Raw genomic sequence first — 16,953 nt, forward strand, 5'->3', positions numbered from 1 at the left:
GCATCAGCTGGCGGGCAGGTCCGTGAGCTGTGCGGCACCGGCCGCGAGCAGCTCCTCGGCCACCTGGATGCCGAGGGCGCGGGCGGCGTCTTCGGTGAGTTCGCTGACGACGCCGGTCCGGCGCATCAGGCGCGTTCCGTCGTCGCTGCAGACCACGGCTTCGAGCGTGATGCTGTCTGCACCCACGCTCGCCAGCGCACCGACCGGAGCCGTGCAGCCGGCCTCGAGGCGGCCGAGCATGGCCCGCTCGGCAGCCACGGTCAGGCGGCTGTCGAGGTGGTCGTAGGCAGCAAGCGCCTTGGCGAGCTGACCGCCGTCGGCGGCGTCCGCATCGCGGCATTCCACCGCCAGCGCACCCTGCCCGGGGGCGGGAAGCATGACGGCGGGGTCAATGAACTCGCTGACCATGTTCAGCCGGCCCAGCCGGGCCAGGCCTGCGGCGGCCAGCACCACGGCGTCAAGATCTCCCGGGGCGCCTTCCACCAGGCCGGCCACCCGGCCGAGGCGGGTATCCACGTTGCCGCGGATGTCCACAATCTCCAGGTCGGGGCGGGCGGCCCGCAGCTGGGCGGCGCGGCGCGGCGAGCCGGTGCCGATCTTCGCACCGGCAGGAAGCTGCGCCAGGGTCAGGCCGTCGCGGGCACACAGGACGTCGCGGACATCCACGCGTTCCGGAATTGCCCCCAGGGCCAGGCCGTCCGCGGGGGCGGTGGGCAGGTCCTTGAGTGAGTGCACGGCAACGTCGCAGTCCCCGCGCAGCAGCGAGTCGCGCAGCGCGGCAACGAACACGCCGGTTCCGCCGATCTGGGACAGGGCGGCACGGTTGATGTCGCCCTCGGTGCGCACGCGCACCAGTTCGATGTCGAAACCGCCCAGCCCGGACAGCGCCTGCGCAACGGTGGTGGTTTGGGTGACGGCCAGGGCGCTGCCGCGGGTGCCGATCAGGACGGGCGACTGCGCCACTATTCGACGCCTACGGTGGAATCGGCGCCGGCGATCGTCGGCTTCTCGCCGCGCAGGTTGGCGCAGCAGCCGGGACGGCAGACGTCGTACCACGGGCCGAGTTCGGTCATGGCGGGCCGGATGGCGATGTTGTTTTCCAGGGTGCGTTCCTGCAGCAGGTCCACCAGGCCGGAGACGAAGGTTTCGTGGATGCCCGGGGTCGGCGTGCGGTCCGCCGCCAGGCCCAGTTCCCTGCAGGTATCCATGGCCTCGGTGTCGAGGTCCCAGATAACTTCCATGTGGTCGCTGACGAAGCCCAGCGGAACAATCACCACGCCGTTGACGCCCTTGGCGGGCAGCTCGGCGATGGCGTCGTTGATGTCCGGTTCCAGCCAGGGAATGTGCGGTGCACCGGAGCGGGACTGGTAGACCAGCTGCCAGTCCATGCCTGCGGCTTCGGGGACGCGGTCCATGATGGCGCGGGCGTTGGCCAGGTGCTGGGCAACGTAGGCGCTGCCTTCTTCGAACTCACGGTCGCGCGGGCCGGAGGCTTCGGCGTCGGCGGTGGGGATGGAGTGGGTGGAGAAGAGGATTTCGATCTTCTCGTTGTCCACGCCCTTGGCGGCGAGCTGTGCGCGGACCTTCGCCACGGACTCACGTACGCCTTCGACGAAGGGATCGACGAAGCCGGGGTGGTCGAAGTACTGGCGCACCTTGTCCACGTGCAGCTTCTTGTCCAGCCCGGTCTTCAAGAGGTTCATGCCCAGGTCTTCGCGGTACTGGCGGCAGCTGGAGTACGAGGAGTAGACACTGGTGGTGACCATGAGGATGCGGCGGTAGCCGTTGTCGTACGCCTCCTGGAGGACGTCCTTGATGTAGGGCGCCCAGTTGCGGTTGCCCCAGAGGACGGGCAGTTCGACGCCGCGGCGTGCCAGCTCGGCTTCCAGGGCCGCCTTCAAGGCGCGGTTCTGCTCATTGATCGGGCTGATGCCGCCGTTGGCGCGGTAGTGGGTGGCCACTTCCTCCAGCCGCTCATCGGGGATGCCGCGGCCGGCGGTGACGTTGCGCAGGAAGGGAATGACGTCTTCCTGGCCTTCCGGGCCGCCGAAGGACGCCAGCAGGATGGCGTCGTAGTGCTTCGGGGCCATGCGGCCGTTTTCGTCGACGCCCTCAAACGGGTCGAACACGGGCTCGTTGGAAACAGCGGATGTCATTTGAGTACCTCGGCAACTTCGGCGGCCGGAATACGCCGGCCGGTATAGAACGGGACTTCTTCACGGACGTGGTTGCGGGCCTCGGTGGCACGCAGGTGGCGCATCATGTCGACCAGGTCAACCAGGTTGGGAGCTTCCAGGCCCAGGATCCATTCCCAGTCACCGAGGGCGAAGGAAGCGACGGTGTTGGCCAGGACCTGCGGGAATTCGCGACCGAGCATGCCGTGGTCGCGCAGCATCTTGCCGCGTTCCTCGGCGGGCAGCTGGTACCACTCGTAGGAACGGACAAACGGGTAGACGCAGATCCAGGCCTCCGGGTCGATGCCCCGGGCGAAGGACGGCCAGTGGTTCTTGGAGAACTCCGCATCGCGGTGCACGCCCATGGCGGACCAGGCGATTTCGGTGCCGGCGAACAGCTCCGTCCGGCGGATCCGGCGAAGGGCCGCCTGCAGCGCTTCCGGCGCACTGCCGTGCAACCACACCATAACGTCGGCGTCCACGCGCATGGCGGAGACGTCGTAAAGCCCGCGGAGCGTGACGTTGCCGGCTGCCATCTCCTTGGCAAGGTCCTCGAACGCGTCAACGGCGCCGGCTGAAACAGGCGCTTTCGGCATGGAGGACCGTTTGAAAACGGTCCAAAGGGTAAAGAACTGTTCGTCGTTGCCGGCCGCCCCGGCGGCGCTGCGGTCCATCGTCTCACTCATGTTTAACAGTCTGCCCTTTGCGTATGGCTAAGTCGAAACACCGCACTTCTACGAACTGTAGAAAGTGCTGAAGATCACAGCAGGGTGTTGGAGAGCGCTGCCATCCGGGTGCGGGTATCGGCAGTGACGGCGGCCAGACCGGTACCGGCCAGCCAGGCTCCCACCGCTTCAAGTCCGGGCGCTTCGGCCACCGCCGCGCGGACGGCACCCACCCGGTCCTTATGCCCTACAGCGGCCGAGGGCAGAGCACCCACCCACCGGACAACATCCCAGCCGACGACGTCGTCGGCCCTGATCCCCACCTGCAGCAGGCCGGATGCATCCGCCACGGCCTGCCGGAAGAGGTCATCGTCGGCGCGGTCCACGTGGGAAGGTTCGGCTGCGGAGTCCTCCGCGGACAGTGCCCGGCCGTACGAGAGGCGCAGCACGTGGGTTCCCGGTCCGGTGGAATCCGCGAGCCACTGCCATTTGGCCGTGGCATGGGTCATGGCCTTCGCATCGACGCCTTCCACCTCGCGCGCCACCAGGACGCCGGTGCCGCGCGGCATCGCATCCAGTTCCGGCAGGTCCACCACCAGCGTCACCAGGGCCACTCCCGGTCCCGGCTGGGGCCGGTAAGCCGATACCTCGGGCAGCGCGGTCGCGATCAGGTCCGCGGCTGCCGGACCTTCCGCGGCAACCACCACGGCGTCCGCCGCCAGCTCCCGGCCGTTGCTGCAGCGGACCCGCCACCCTTCGGCTTCGCGGGCCAGGGACTCGGCACGGATGCCGGTACGCAGGCCTGCACCGGCGGTTTCCAGGTCCGAGACCAGCGCCTCGGCGAGCCGGCCCATTCCGCCCTCAAGCCCGGCAACCGCCGATCCGGCGGGCGCCGCTGCACGCATGGCGCCTACGGCGGCGGCAAGGGAGCCGTGCCGGGAGACGGCAGCGCGCAGTCCCGGTGCCACGGAATCGACGTCGAGCACGTCCGGATCGGCGGAATAGACGCCGCCGACCACCGGGGTCACGAGCCGGCGAAGCACTGCCTCGCCCATCCGGGTCCGCACCAGCTCACCCAGGCTCATGGATCCACGGCGGAACAGGTTACCCACCGGCAGGACCTTGTCCATGGCTGCCCGGGCCGCTCCTGCGCGGCCCAGGGCACGGGCGATATCCGGGTGCCGCGGATCGGCCGGGATGCCGAGCAGCCCGCTGGCCGGCATCCGCTGTGCCCCCGAGGGCAGGTCGTCCGCTGCCAGCTGCAGCCATGACCCGGCCGGGTTGGGCGCCGTCACCGCGTCCGCCAGGCCCAGTTCCCCCACCAGTTCCGGAACTGCCGGTGACCGCGTGGCGAAGGACTCCGCGCCGCTGTCCAGCTCTATCCCGGCCACGGAGTGCCGGCCCACGCAGCCGCCGAACCGGTCCGAGGCTTCCAGCACCGTCACGCGGACGCCTGCCCGCTGCAGGTCACGGGCTGCGATCAGGCCGGAGATGCCGCCGCCGACGACGATGGCCGAGGGGCCGGTCGGCGTTTCGGGCTGCGTGCCGGTTTTGGCTGCGGGCTTTTCCGGCTTCGCGGATTTTTCCGCTTTGGCAGGTTTTTCCGGCTTGGCGAGGAAACGGTTGGGCATGGTTACGGCTCCACCGAATGAATCAGTTCGACCACCCGCGTCAGGACGCCGGCGTCGGTTTCCGGCGGCACGCCGTGGCCCAGGTTGACCACATGCCCGGGCGCGGCTGCGCCTGCGGCGAGTACCTCGCGGACATGTGCTTCCAGGATTTCCCACGGTGCGCTCAACAGTGCGGGGTCAATGTTGCCCTGCAGCGGCGTCATACCGCCGAGGCGGCGGTTGGCCTCGTCCAGCGGGAGCCGGTAATCCACGCCCACCACGTCCACGCCGACGTCGCGCATGGCCACCAGCAGTTCGGAGGTGCCGGTGCCGAAATGCACCAGCGGGGCGCCGAGCCCGCGCACATGGTCCAGGGCCCGGGAAGAGGCAGGGGCCACGTGCTTGACGTAGTCCGCCAGGCCTAGGGAGCCCGCCCACGAATCGAAGAGCTGGCCGGCACTGGCACCGGCTTCCAGCTGCGCACGCAGGAACATGCCGGACGCATCGGCCGCCCAGGCGGTCAGCGCCTGCCAGGCCTCCGGGTCGGCGTGCATCATGGTGCGCGGGCCGAGGTGGTCACGGGATGGCTTGCCCTCGACCATGTAGGCGGCCAGGGTGAACGGCGCACCGGCGAAACCGATCAGCGGCTTGGAGCCGAGCTCGGCAACCGTCAGCCGGACGGCTTCCCGGATGGGTTCCAGCGCTTCCTCGGTCAGCCGCGGCAGGGCGGCGACGTCGGCGGCGGTCCGCACCGGGCGGCCCAGCACCGGCCCGATGCCGGGGACAATGTCCACGTCCACGCCGGCCAGCTTCAGCGGAATAACGATGTCGGAGAAGAAAATCCCGGCATCCACATCGTGGCGGCGCACCGGCTGCAGGGTGATCTCCGCAGCCAGTTCGGGACGGAGGCAGGATTCCAGCATGCCGATCCCTTCCCTGGCCTTGAGGTATTCCGGCAGGGAGCGGCCGGCCTGCCGCATAAACCACACGGGACGGCGGGCGGGAGTGCCGCCGCGGTACGCGGTGATGAGGGGCGAATCGGCCGTACGGCCATCCAGCAGCGGATGAGTGGCGCTAAGAGTCATACCTTGATTCTCTCCAAATTCCCGGGCAATCGATAACCGGGGCTCCCCCGGCGGGAACGGTGGCCCTTCTCACACGGTTAAACGGCGAAATCGGGGCAGCCGATTGAAGGTATCCTCCGGGGCGTGGCTAGTATTGACCTACTGTGGTTCTACTTTCCCTCATTGCTACGCACACCGACGTAGACCTGGAGACTGTCGCCCGGCTCAGCGCCGGCGCATCCGAGGTCTCGTCTTCGCTGGTCGATTCCGGAACCGCCGTCGCCGGCTCCGTCGTCCTCGCCACCTGCAACCGGTTGGAGGTGTATTGCGAAACCAGCTCGGACGCGGACATTGAAGCCGCCCGTTCCGCCGTTGTGGCCGAGATCAGCCGGCACTCCGGGATGAGCGAAGACCTGGTCTCCCGCTCCTTTGCCACCAACACCGGTGAATCCGTTCCCCAGCACCTCTTCGCCGTCGGCGCAGGGCTGGACTCCGCCGTCGTCGGCGAACGTGAAATTGCCGGCCAGGTGCGCCGGGCCCTGATCGAGGCCCAGGAAAGCGGCACCGCCAGCGGCGGCCTCACCCGATTATTCCAAACCGCTTCCCGCACCGCCAAGGACGTCGGTGCCCTTACAGCCCTCGGCAAACGGGGGCTTTCCATTGTTTCGGTTGCCCTGGGCCTGGCCGCTGACTTGTCCGAAAACCGCGACTGGTCACGAAAGTCCGTGGTGGTTTTCGGTACCGGTGCCTACGCCGGCGCCACCATGGCCCTGCTCAAGGAGCGCGGCTGCACCGACATCAGTGTCTATTCCTCCTCCAACCGCGCAGAGTCCTTCGCCGCTTCCCGCGGCGGCAGGCCGCTGACCCGCGAATCGCTGCCCGCCGCCCTGACCCGCGCCGACGTCGTCATCGGCTGCAGCGGCAGCGACAGCCAGGTCAGCGCGGAAGATGTGCGCCGCGTCCGTGCGGCAGCGGGCAAGCCGCTGATCATTATCGACCTTGCCCTGACGCATGACTTCGATCCCGCGGTCCGCGAGATCGACAGCGTCGAGCTGATCACCCTGGAATCCGTCCGGCTGGCCGCGCCGGCCGAGCAGGCCGAATCGCTGAAGCAGGCCAGCACCATCGTGGCCGATGCCGCGAAGAACTTCTCGAAGCAGCAGCTCAGCCGTGAGATGGACTCCGCGATCGTTGCACTGCGCCGGCACACCCTGGACGTGCTCGAATCGGAGCTGGAGAAAGTCCGCGCCCAGCACGGGTGCACCGGCGCCGCGCAGGAAGTGGAGTTCGCCATGCGCCGCATGGTCAAGCAGCTGCTCCACGTTCCCACCGTCCGCGCCCGGGAGCTGGCCGCCAGCGGCCAGCAGGAGGATTACATCCGGGGACTCGAAGCCCTGTACGGGATCACGGTGGAGCGCGGCGACGCCGCCGCGCCCGCCAAGGGTGCCGGTTCGCCTGCGGACGACGGCGCCGATTCGGACGACGCGGAACCGAAGTCCGCGTAGGGCGTTTCAGTAGACCGGTTTCTCCGGTTCCACCCGGCGCACCCACTCCAGGATCCCGCCGGTGACGTTGTAGACCTCCGGATAACCCGCACGCCGCAGGTAGGCCGCGACCTCGGCGGACCGTACCCCGGACTTGCAGTGCACGTAGACCGGCCGTCCCGGCTCCGGCCGGAACTCCCCCGCCAGCACGGCGCCCCGCGGCGCCAGCCGGGCACCGTCGATGCGGACAATCTCATGTTCCCCGGGTTCCCGGACGTCCAGCAGTTCGAAGTCCCGGAATCCTGCCGAGCGTTCCGCCAGCAGCTCCCGCAGGGCTTCCACATCCACTTCCGCTCCGGCCGGGGCAGGTTCCGCAGGCGCAATGCCGCAGAAGGCCTGATAGTCGCTCAGCGCCGTCACGGGAACGGTCTCCGGATCCCGCCGGACCCGGAGTTCGCGCCAGCTCATCTCCAGGGCATTGAAGACCAGGACCCGGCCCAGCAGGGTCCGGCCCGTGCCGGTAATGAGTTTGATGGCTTCGTTGACCATGACCGAGCCGATCTGGGCGCAGAGCACCCCGAGCACTCCCCCCTCCGCGCAGGAGGGGACGGAACCTGCCGGAGGTGCCTGCGGGAACAGGTCGCGGTAGGTGGGGCCGTGTTTGCCCCAGAACACGCTGACCTGCCCGTCGTAGCGGAGGATCGAACCCCAGACGTACGGCTTGCCCAGGATTTCCGCGGCGTCGTTGACCAGATAGCGGGTGGCGAAATTGTCGGTGCCGTCCACAATCAGGTCATATCCGGAAAAGATGTCCAGCACGTTGGAATTGTCCAGCCGCTCCCGGTGCAGCACCACCTCGACCAGCGGATTCAGCTCCGCCACGGAGCGGGCCGCGGACTCCGCCTTGGGGGTACCGACGTCGGATACGCCGTGGATGACCTGGCGCTGCAGGTTGGAAACGTCCACGACGTCGTCGTCGACAATACCCAGCGTGCCCACTCCCGCAGCGGCCAGGTAGAGCAGCGCCGGAGATCCCAGCCCTCCGGCTCCCACCACCAGCACCCTGGCGTTCTTCAGCCGGCGCTGCGCGGCGGACCCGAACCCGGGGATGATGAGGTGCCGGGAGTAGCGTTCGGTTTCGTCACGGGTAAGTTCCGCGCCGGGCGCCACCAAAGCTGGTAGCTCCCCGACCGGGACGGTATCGCTTGCTAAGGTCATGAAGTCCAATCTAAGCCACGGGTATGGCGGTTGGACCTGTCGCTTCGAATACCCGCGGGTAAACTAAGGGTCATTGTCCGTGCAGCTCAGGGCTCCGGAACTGTTGAGAGGTCCACCAGTGAGTAACCAGGCAGCCGGTAAACCGGTTCGACTCCCGCGGGAGGAACGCCGCCGGCAGCTGCTAAGCGCAGCGCAGGAAGTGTTTGTCAGTAACGGCTTCCACGGTGCGGCCATGGACGAGATCGCCGAAGCGGCGCACGTCAGCAAACCCGTGCTCTACCAGCATTTCCCCGGCAAGCGGGAGCTGTACCTGGCCCTGCTGGACAACCACCTGAACACGCTGACGGAGTTCCTGCGTACCGCGTTGAACTCCACCACGGACAATAAGCTTCGGGTCCGCGAAACCATGCGGGCCTATTTCCGCTTCGTGGCGCAGGACAGCCAGGGGCACCGGATGGTTTTTGAATCCGACCTCACCAATGACGCCGAGGTCAGCGCCCGTATTGAGGAATTCAATGCCCGCTTCGCCAACAGCATTGCCGGCGTCATTGCCGAAGACACCAAGCTTTCCCATCTCGAGGCCACCCTGCTCGGCCGTGCCCTGGCCGGAATGGCGCAGGTGAGCGCCCGGTACTGGCTGGAAACCGACGGCGGCCTGGACATCGATGCGGCAAGCGAGCTGGTTTACCGTTTAGCTTGGCGCGGAATCAGCCGGTTCCCCAAGGAGATCTAGAGTAGATTTCGATTAGTTCGTAAATCGTTAATCAGGAGGCACCACGGTGGAAGTAAAAATCGGCATTCAGAATGTAGCCCGCGAAATTGTCTTCGAATCCAGCCAGAGCGCTGAAGAGGTTGCCGACGCAGTGGAGCAGTCCCTCGCCAACGGCGCCCTGCTCCGTCTCAAGGACGTCAAGGGCCGGCTGATCGTTGTTCCCGGTGCTTCCATCGGCTACGTCGAGATCGGCGCCGAGGAAGTCCGCCGCGTTGGTTTCGGCGCCCTCTAACCCGACGCTTCCATGCTTAGCCTGATCCTGGTCACGCTGACCGCCGTTGCCGCGGGGTTCGCCGTCTGGGCCGCTGACCGCCACCGGGCCTTATACGGCGCGCTGCTGCTCCCGGGTATCTCCGTGTGTGCTGCGCTCCTGACCTGGCTGGCGCTGCGGGCGGCCGGCGTGACCGGTTTTGAGGCGGACTGGATCGGCTGGGCCGTCCCGGCGGCAGTGTCCGTCCTGGCGCCGATAGTGGCGGCCGTTCCGATTGGCCGCAGCCGCGCCAAGGCGGACACGGCCGAGACGGAGCGCATCCTGCGCCTCTAGATCCCGTGGTGCCGGGAACCGGCAACGGATCTGCCGGACCCGCACGAAACGTCGGAAGGGCGATGCTGCGGCACCGCCCTTTTTTCGTGTCCCGCTTGCTCCGTTCGCGTTACGGCGATGCGGATTACGACACGGCGCGGTGCGGGATCGTCTGCGGGATGGCGGGCGGCGACATCCGGGCCAGTTCGTGTGCGAACACGCCGGCCGCTATCCGGTGTCCTTCCGGGCTCAGGTGCCTTCCGTCCGGACGCAGCCTGCCGTTCAGTCCATACCGTGCCCACCAGTTCCCCGGGGTGAGGAAATCGATTCCCTGTTCGGCGGCCACGGCGGCGAGCACCCGGTCCACCTCGCTGCGGGGTCCGGTGCCGTCACCGATGACCCCCACCATGACAATCCGGACGGACGGGTAGCTTTGCCGCAGGCCGCGGATTAGCCGGAGCGCTTCGGCGCGGATGTCTGAGGCTGGATGGGTGATGTCATTGCCCCCGCCCTGAAGCAGGATCAACCGCGGCGTACCCCACGGGAGCAGCCACTGGTGCGCTTCCAGCGCCCGGGCATATCCGGCCACTGAGCCGTTCCCCTCGACGTAGCCGGTTCCGATGGCGCCCCGGATGATGGCAGGGTACCCGGCCTGTTCCAGCCCCAGTCCCACCCAGGTATCCGGACCGGCCTGCGAGTCGCCGATCACCAGGGCAGAGTCCTCCACTCCCGGAACTACGGACATCATCCGGCCGGTCCGGGGCAGATAAACCAGCGATCCGGCAGCCGGAGCCGCGGGGGCAGCCGTTTCGCCTTCCACAGGCCAGCTCACCGCCGGCGCGGGCAATGCTTCGACAGGAACGGCGCTGCCCGTCGCAAGCGCTCCCGCCGTCCCGCCCGCTCCGGGGTCCGGCCGGACAGCCGGTGCCGCGGCCAGCAGCAGGACCGCAAGAACCACTGCGGCGAGGGCGCGCACCGCCCACTTCCGTGTTGCTTTCCCCCGCACTGGATTCCCCCTGCAGCCCGTGTCCGGCTGCAGCCGGCGCTTCCGTACGGGGGAAGCGTACCGTGAAGCTAGGCCGTCAGGCCGAGAAGGCTCATGCGTTTTGAATGGTTTCGGGTCAGCTGTGCCGTGAGCGCCTTGATTTCGGCGTCGACGGCCCCCTGGCCCCCGTCCTCAAGCAGCCCGCCCAGGAAAGCCCGTTCAATCAGGACCCGCTGGGCCTGGGTCAGCGCTTCGCCAACCAGCCGCCGGCCCCAGAGCGCCAGCCTCGAGGCAAGCCGGGGATCATCCGCGAGGGCTTCCCTCAGCCTGCCGAGCAGGATTTCCCCGGGCTGCTCGGTAGCCTTGAGACCCTGGAACAGGCTGTTCGTTTCCGCATCCAGCCGGGACGCCACCGCGGAGTAGAAATCATCGGAGATGGCATCCGTGACATAGAACTTCATCAGCGATTCGTACCAGTCCGCCGGCCGGGTGCGGTCGTGGAACGCGTCCACCGAGGGTTGGAAGGGCCGCATGGCCTCTTCCGGGTCAACGCCCATGGCGCTGAGCCGGGCGCAGATCAACTCGAAATGCGCGTATTCATGCACCGCCAGGCGCCCCAGCGTGGCGCGGTCATGCAGCGTAGGGGAAAAGCGGGCATCGGACGACATCCGTTCAAACGCCGACAACTCGCCGTAAGCGATGGCCCCGAAAAGGTCCGTGAGGAACCGCTGATACGTCTCGGTGTGCTGTGAGGCCGTCCCGGAGGCGGCCGGATGATCCGAATGGTGCCCGTTAGTCATACCCGCCAGCGTACCTGCCGGCACCCCTGCGGACCGTGCCGCGGCCCTGGATGCGAGGTGTTCAGCGGCTGGCAGGTAGACTGGGAAAGTAGTAATTGGATGCCCGGTCGTCTGTCGTAAGAATTACATGTGATGTTCATATGGTGTTCATGTGAAGTCGTTGTATAGCCAGACCCGCAAACCCTACGCGATCTTGAATTTTCGGCCGCCGCCGTGGCCAATGGAGCACAGGCGGCCCGCAGTTGTTAGCCCGCGATCGGCTTCCGCTGGACGCACCGCGTGCGTGCCATCCGCTCCGGGATGGGCTGTAACAGCCACTCGTCGAGCCTGGCGCCCCCGCGCTGCCTAAACTGAACGGTATTTAATTGAACACTGAATTTTCCCAGGTTGATGACAGTCGTCACCTCACTGCCGATGACAGCACCGAAGAACTGACGGTCGCGGACACCTTGGCCGTCAAGGCCCAGGCCGAGGAAATCCCCGAACTCACCTTCGCCGATTTCGGTGTCCGTGCGGACATCGTCGAGTCCCTGGCCGACGCCGGCATCACGCACCCCTTCCCCATCCAGTCGATGACGCTGCCCGTTGCCCTCAGCGGCCACGACATCATTGGCCAGGCGAAGACGGGCACCGGCAAGACGCTCGGTTTCGGCATTCCCGCACTGCAGCGGGTGGTGGGCCCGGAGGACAAGGGCTACGCCGAACTCGCCGTCCCCGGCGCGCCGCAGGCCCTGATCGTGGTGCCGACCCGTGAACTGGCCGTCCAGGTGGCGGGCGACCTCACCACCGCTGCCCGCCGGCGCGGCGCCCGCATCGTCACCATTTACGGCGGCCGTGCCTACGAACCGCAGACGGAGGCCCTGGCCGCCGGCGTCGAAATCGTGGTCGGTACCCCGGGCCGCCTGATCGACCTCTACAACAAGAAGCACCTCTCGCTGAAGAACGTGCGGCTTGTCGTCCTCGACGAGGCCGACGAAATGCTGGACCTCGGTTTCCTGCCCGACGTCGAAACCCTGATGGCTGCCACGCCCGCCGTCCGCCAGACCCTGCTGTTCTCGGCCACCATGCCCGGCGCCGTCGTTTCCATGGCCCGCCGCTACATGACCAAGCCCACCCACATCCGCGCGGCTGATCCCGACGATGAAGGCCTGACGAAGAAGGACATCCGCCAGGTGGTCTACCGGGCGCACAACCTGGACAAGAGCGAAGTGGTGGCCCGCATCCTGCAGTCCCGCGGCCGCGGCCGCACCATCATCTTCACCAAGACCAAGCGCACCGCCGCCAAGCTGTCCGAGGAACTCGTGGACCGCGGTTTCGCCGTGGCCGCGATGCACGGCGACCTGGGCCAGGGTGCCCGCGAGCAGGCCATGCGCGCCTTCCGCAATGAAAAGGTGGATGTGCTGGTAGCCACCGACGTCGCCGCACGCGGCATCGACGTCGACGACGTCACCCACGTGATCAACTACCAGTGCCCCGAAGACGAGAAGACCTACCTGCACCGCGTCGGCCGTACCGGCCGCGCCGGACACAAGGGCACCGCAGTCACCTTCGTGGACTGGGACGATGTTCCCCGCTGGGGCCTGATCAACAAGGCCCTGGGCCTGGACCAGGCGGAGCCGGTGGAAACCTACTCCTCTTCCCCGCACCTGTACACCGACCTGGACATCCCCGAAGGCACCAAGGGACGCCTGCCCCGCAACAAGCGCACCCATGCGGGCATTGATGCAGAAAAGATCGAGGACCTCGGCGAGACCGGCAAGTCCGGCGGACGCAGCACCTCTTCGTCCTCCCGCGAGGGCGGCCGCTCCGGCCGGGGAACCGGCTCGCGCAGCGGCTCCGACAACGCCCGCAGCGGTTCACGCGACGGATCCCGGCGCAGCAGCACCCGTTCCGGCGAGGCCCGGACCGGTGAACGGCGAACCGCGGACGCGCGGACCGCGGAGTCCCGCCCGGCCGAGACCCCTGCCGCAGCGCCGGCCGTGGACGGTGCGGCTTCGGACCGGCCGCGCCGCAGCCGGACCCGCCGCCGCAACGGCGAGGTTGTCCCCAAGACCAGCCCGGCCGCCGAATAGCGGCGACGTAGGCCGGCCATGAGCACCCCTTTGTGGACGCCGGACGGCGGGTCGCTGGTGGTACACGCGGATAACGCGGAGTTCCTCCCGACCCTGCCGGACGGCTCCTTCACCATGATTTACGTGGATCCGCCCTTCAACACGGGCAGGTCCCAGCGCCGGCAGCAGACCACCATGGTCCGCAGCGCCGACGGCAGCGGCGACCGGATCGGGTTCAAGGGCCGCAGCTACAGCACGGTCAAGGGTCTGCTCTCAAGTTACGACGACGCCTTCGAGGATTACTGGGCGTTCCTGGAACCCCGGCTGGCGCAGGCCTGGCGGCTGCTGGCCGACGACGGCACCCTGTACGTGCACCTGGATTACCGCGAGGTGCACTACGCGAAAGTCATGCTGGACGCGTTGTTCGGCAGGGACTGCTTCCTGAACGAAATTATCTGGGCCTACGACTACGGCGGACGGGCGAAAAACCGGTGGCCGGCCAAGCACGACAACATTCTGGTCTATGTAAAGAACCCCGACGCGTACCACTTCGACAACGCCGAGGTGGACCGTGAACCGTACATGGCCCCGGGCCTGGTGACGCCCGAAAAGGTGGCGCTGGGCAAGCTGCCCACCGATGTCTGGTGGCACACCATCGTGTCCCCCACCGGCCGGGAGAAGACCGGCTATCCCACGCAGAAACCCGAAGGCCTGCTCCGGCGTGCCGTCGCGGCCAGCAGCCGCGAGGGCGACTGGGTCCTGGACTTCTTTGCCGGATCCGGCACACTGGGCGCCGTTGCAGCCAAGCTGGGCCGGAAATTCGTCTGCGTGGATGCCAATCCCCAGGCCATCGAGGTTATGTCCCGGCGGCTCGGTTCCGCGGCAACGGTGCTCTCCGCCGAAACAGGATCACCGCTTCCCGCCGCCGGCGCCTAGGGTCCGCGCCGCGCCGTCGTCACCCTGCCCGCGAGGCAGGCCTGCGCCGGCGGGGTGCCTGCGCCGCCTAATGCGGCAACGGACCGACGACGGCGGTGCCGGTTCCCAGCTCGGCTATCCGTACCAGCACGGCCGGGTCTGTGGTGAACTCGCCCAGCAGGTTCGGTTTCCCCGTGCCGTGGTAGTCGCTGGAGCCGGTGACCAGCAGGTCATTGTCCTTCGCCAGCCTGCGCAGCCATTCCCTGCCCGGCCCGGGGTTGTCCCGGTGGTCGGCTTCCACCCCCAGCAGGCCGGCACCGATCATTTCGGCGAAGGTCTCCTCCCCCACCACCCGTCCCCGCGAGGAGGCCACGGGGTGTGCGAAGACCGGTACTCCTCCGGCCTCCCGGATAAGCCCGGCTGCGCGTGCCGGATCAGGAGCGTAGTGCGCCACGAAGTACGGTGACCGGGCGGTCAGGATGCCGCTGAACGCCGCCGAGCGGTTCGGGACCACTCCCGCAGCCACCAGGGCATCGGCGATGTGGGGCCGCCCGATGGTTGCGCCCGGCGCCACCTGTTCCTGGACCGAATCCCAGTCGATGGGGAAATCCTCCGCGAGCCGCTGCACCATCAGTTCTGCCCGGGTGACGCGGGCTGCCCTCGACCGGGCTATTTCCTCCAGGAGTCCCGGATGCGTCGGATCGTGCAGATAGGACAGCACATGGACGCTGATCCCCTCGCTGCTGCGGCAGGAAACCTCCATGCCGGGAACAAACGTGATGCCGCGCGCCCGGGCGGCAGCAGCGGCGCCGGCCCAGCCCGCCGTCGTATCGTGGTCGGTCAGCGCAACGGCATCCAGCCCGGCCGCCGCAGCGGAGGCGATGACATCGGCCGGCTGCTCGGTACCGTCGGATACGCAGGAGTGGGTGTGCAGGTCAATTCTCACGCTTTCAATCTACGCCCCCGGACACTGTGCCCCGTTCCCCGCCGTCCCCCGGGGAAAATCCGCGTACCGCGGGGTGTTTTGCCCCTCCGGGCGGCAGTGAGACGATGGAGTGGTGACTACTGAAGCGAATTCGACGACATCCCTGCCCGAGCCCTCCGAAGGCCAGCCGCTCGAAGACCGGGTCAACAACCGGTCCCAGCGGCCCTCCTCGGAAGCCTTCAAGAAGTTCATGTCTTCCGGCTGGGCCTCGGAATCCGGCGGGCTGCCCGAGCCCGACGCCGTGGCGCCGTTCGCGGCCCGCCGCCGCCGCGCCCTCTCCGAGCGCTTCCCTGGCGAGCGGCTGGTCATCCCGGCCGGCCCGCTGAAGGTCCGCTCCAATGACACCGATTACCGCTTCCGCGCGCACTCCGGGTTTGCCCACATGACCGGCCTCGGCGTGGACCGCGAGCCCGATGCCGTGTTGGTGATGGAACCCACCGAACCGGGTGCAGGCGACGACGGCGGCAACCACACCGCCGTGCTCTACTTCCGTCCGCTTGCCGGTACGGACAGCGACGAGTTTTACTCGAACGCCCGCTACGGCTCCTTCTGGATCGGTGACCGGCTCGGGCTGGAGGAAATCAGCGCGCTGATCGGCCTGCCCACCCGGCACCTCAACGAAGCCGAGACCGCCATCACCAACAACGTCGGGGATCCGCAGTTCGGCGGTATCTCCGTCCGCCTGCTGCGCAGCGTCGACGAAATGGTTGATGCCCTGGTGGACACCGTCCGCTACAACACTGCCCTGGACCCGGAAAACGCGGACCTCAGCGCATTGGATGCCCTCGACGGCGAACTGACCGAAGCCCTGTCCGAACTCCGCCTCGTCAAGGACGAATGGGAGATCGAGCAGATGAAGGCGGCAGTCGCCGCCACGGTCAACGGCTTCACCGAAGTGGTCAAGGCACTCCCCCGGGCCATCTCCCACCCCCGCGGCGAACGCGTCGTCGAAGGCGCCTTCTTTGCCCGGGCACGGGAAGAAGGCAATGACCTGGGCTACGACACCATTGCCGCCTCCGGCAACAACGCCACCGTCCTGCACTGGATCCGCAACAACGGTGCGGTGCACGCCGGCGACCTGCTGCTGCTCGACGGCGGCGTGGAGGCCGAGAGCCTCTACACTGCCGACATCACCCGCACCCTGCCCGTCAACGGCACGTACACCGAGGTCCAGCGCCGGGTCTACCAGGCCGTGCTCGACGCCGCCGACGCCGGTTTCGAAGCAGCCAAGCCGGGTGCCAGGTTCCGCGACGTGCACGCCGCCTCCGTGAAGGTCCTGGCCGAACGGCTGGATGCCTGGGGCCTGCTGCCCGTCGCGCTCGAGGAAGCACTCTCACCCGAAGGCCAGCAGCACCGCCGGTGGATGCCGCACGGCGTCAGCCACCACCTGGGCATGGACGTGCATGACTGCGCCCAGGCCCGTGCCGAGCTGTACCTGGACGGAACCATCACCGAGGGCATGGTCTTCACCATCGAACCCGGCCTCTACTTCAAGGACACCGACCTCTCGGTGCCCGAGGAGTACCGCGGCATCGGCGTGCGGCTGGAAGACGACGTCCTTATCACCGCCGACGGGCCCGTCAACCTCAGCGATGCCCTGCCGCGCAACCCGGGCGACGTCGAGGACTGGATGGCCGGCATCTACGCCGCGGAGTAACCTCTTAGTTTCCGGTTTAGGCAAAAGGTCCGCATCCTCCACAGGATGCG

Annotated in this window: 16 protein-coding genes; 7 read left to right on the forward strand and 9 right to left on the reverse strand. The window is 67.8% G+C overall.

Annotation, left to right across the window (positions count from 1 at the left end; genetic code table 11):
• Nucleotides 1–3 precede the first annotated feature (3 nt).
• The 5 genes from hemC to hemE all read right to left on the reverse strand — a co-directional run bounded on the left by hemC (nt 4) and on the right by hemE (nt 5,534).
• Nucleotides 4–963 (reverse strand): hydroxymethylbilane synthase, encoded by a 960-nt coding sequence (gene hemC / locus LOC60_RS01160; protein ID WP_230020905.1) that lies wholly within the window; start codon nt 961–963, stop codon nt 4–6.
• Entirely contained in the window at nt 963–2,156 is a 1,194-nt protein-coding gene (locus tag LOC60_RS01165; RefSeq protein WP_230020907.1) for a ferrochelatase, read from the reverse strand. The genes hemC and LOC60_RS01165 overlap by 1 nt, the downstream gene beginning before the upstream one ends.
• Entirely contained in the window at nt 2,153–2,860 is a 708-nt protein-coding gene (gene hemQ, locus LOC60_RS01170; RefSeq protein WP_230020908.1) for a hydrogen peroxide-dependent heme synthase, read from the reverse strand. Before hemQ ends, LOC60_RS01165 begins: the two co-directional genes overlap by 4 nt.
• Nucleotides 2,861–2,934: 74 nt before the next feature.
• Nucleotides 2,935–4,470, reverse strand: a complete 1,536-nt coding sequence (hemG, locus tag LOC60_RS01175; protein WP_230020909.1) for a protoporphyrinogen oxidase — start codon at nt 4,468–4,470, stop codon at nt 2,935–2,937.
• Between the two features lie 2 nt (nt 4,471–4,472).
• Nucleotides 4,473–5,534: a uroporphyrinogen decarboxylase gene (gene hemE / locus LOC60_RS01180; RefSeq protein ID WP_230020911.1), complete on the reverse strand. Its 1,062-nt coding sequence runs from the start codon at nt 5,532–5,534 to the stop codon at nt 4,473–4,475.
• Between the two features lie 143 nt (nt 5,535–5,677).
• Here hemE and LOC60_RS01185 point away from each other — a divergent pair, with 143 nt between their 5' ends.
• A complete protein-coding gene (locus LOC60_RS01185) occupies nt 5,678–7,018 on the forward strand; it encodes a glutamyl-tRNA reductase (protein ID WP_230020913.1) in 1,341 nt (446 codons plus the stop codon).
• A gap of 6 nt (nt 7,019–7,024) precedes the next feature.
• Here the strand turns inward: LOC60_RS01185 and moeB are convergent, their stop codons facing one another.
• Entirely contained in the window at nt 7,025–8,215 is a 1,191-nt protein-coding gene (gene moeB, locus LOC60_RS01190; protein WP_230020914.1) for a molybdopterin-synthase adenylyltransferase MoeB, read from the reverse strand.
• A 118-nt stretch (nt 8,216–8,333) separates the two neighbouring features.
• Between moeB and LOC60_RS01195 the strand changes: the two genes are divergently transcribed.
• Genes LOC60_RS01195 through LOC60_RS01205 form a run of 3 tightly spaced genes read left to right on the forward strand, consistent with a single transcriptional unit; the run spans nt 8,334 to nt 9,531 of the window.
• On the forward strand, nt 8,334–8,948 hold the full coding sequence (locus LOC60_RS01195; protein ID WP_230020915.1) for a TetR/AcrR family transcriptional regulator: 615 nt from the start codon (nt 8,334–8,336) through the stop codon (nt 8,946–8,948).
• 46 nt (nt 8,949–8,994) lie between these two features.
• Nucleotides 8,995–9,219: a DUF3107 domain-containing protein gene (locus LOC60_RS01200; RefSeq protein WP_230020917.1), complete on the forward strand. Its 225-nt coding sequence runs from the start codon at nt 8,995–8,997 to the stop codon at nt 9,217–9,219.
• Nucleotides 9,220–9,231: 12 nt separating this feature from the next.
• Complete coding sequence (locus LOC60_RS01205; RefSeq protein WP_230020919.1) at nt 9,232–9,531, forward strand: hypothetical protein; 300 nt, start codon at nt 9,232–9,234, stop codon at nt 9,529–9,531.
• 124 nt (nt 9,532–9,655) lie between these two features.
• Here LOC60_RS01205 and LOC60_RS01210 read toward each other — a convergent pair whose 3' ends face one another.
• Entirely contained in the window at nt 9,656–10,486 is an 831-nt protein-coding gene (locus tag LOC60_RS01210) for an SGNH/GDSL hydrolase family protein (RefSeq protein ID WP_230020920.1), read from the reverse strand.
• A 98-nt stretch (nt 10,487–10,584) separates the two neighbouring features.
• On the reverse strand, nt 10,585–11,295 hold the full coding sequence (locus LOC60_RS01215) for a ferritin-like fold-containing protein (RefSeq protein WP_230020921.1): 711 nt from the start codon (nt 11,293–11,295) through the stop codon (nt 10,585–10,587).
• 431 nt (nt 11,296–11,726) lie between these two features.
• On the opposite strand from LOC60_RS01215, the gene LOC60_RS01220 reads away from it, so the two are divergent.
• Both LOC60_RS01220 and LOC60_RS01225 read left to right on the forward strand, forming a co-directional pair.
• A complete protein-coding gene (locus LOC60_RS01220) occupies nt 11,727–13,367 on the forward strand; it encodes a DEAD/DEAH box helicase (protein ID WP_230021344.1) in 1,641 nt (546 codons plus the stop codon).
• An 18-nt stretch (nt 13,368–13,385) separates the two neighbouring features.
• Nucleotides 13,386–14,282: a DNA-methyltransferase gene (locus LOC60_RS01225; RefSeq protein WP_230020922.1), complete on the forward strand. Its 897-nt coding sequence runs from the start codon at nt 13,386–13,388 to the stop codon at nt 14,280–14,282.
• A 67-nt stretch (nt 14,283–14,349) separates the two neighbouring features.
• Here the strand turns inward: LOC60_RS01225 and LOC60_RS01230 are convergent, their stop codons facing one another.
• A complete protein-coding gene (locus tag LOC60_RS01230) occupies nt 14,350–15,207 on the reverse strand; it encodes a PHP domain-containing protein (protein ID WP_230020924.1) in 858 nt (285 codons plus the stop codon).
• A gap of 112 nt (nt 15,208–15,319) precedes the next feature.
• Between LOC60_RS01230 and LOC60_RS01235 the strand changes: the two genes are divergently transcribed.
• On the forward strand, nt 15,320–16,903 hold the full coding sequence (locus LOC60_RS01235; protein ID WP_230020925.1) for an aminopeptidase P family protein: 1,584 nt from the start codon (nt 15,320–15,322) through the stop codon (nt 16,901–16,903).
• Nucleotides 16,904–16,953 lie beyond the last annotated feature (50 nt).

The sequence above is a fragment of the Arthrobacter sp. zg-Y769 genome (genome assembly GCF_020907405.1).
In the GTDB taxonomy this organism is placed as follows: domain Bacteria; phylum Actinomycetota; class Actinomycetes; order Actinomycetales; family Micrococcaceae; genus Arthrobacter_B.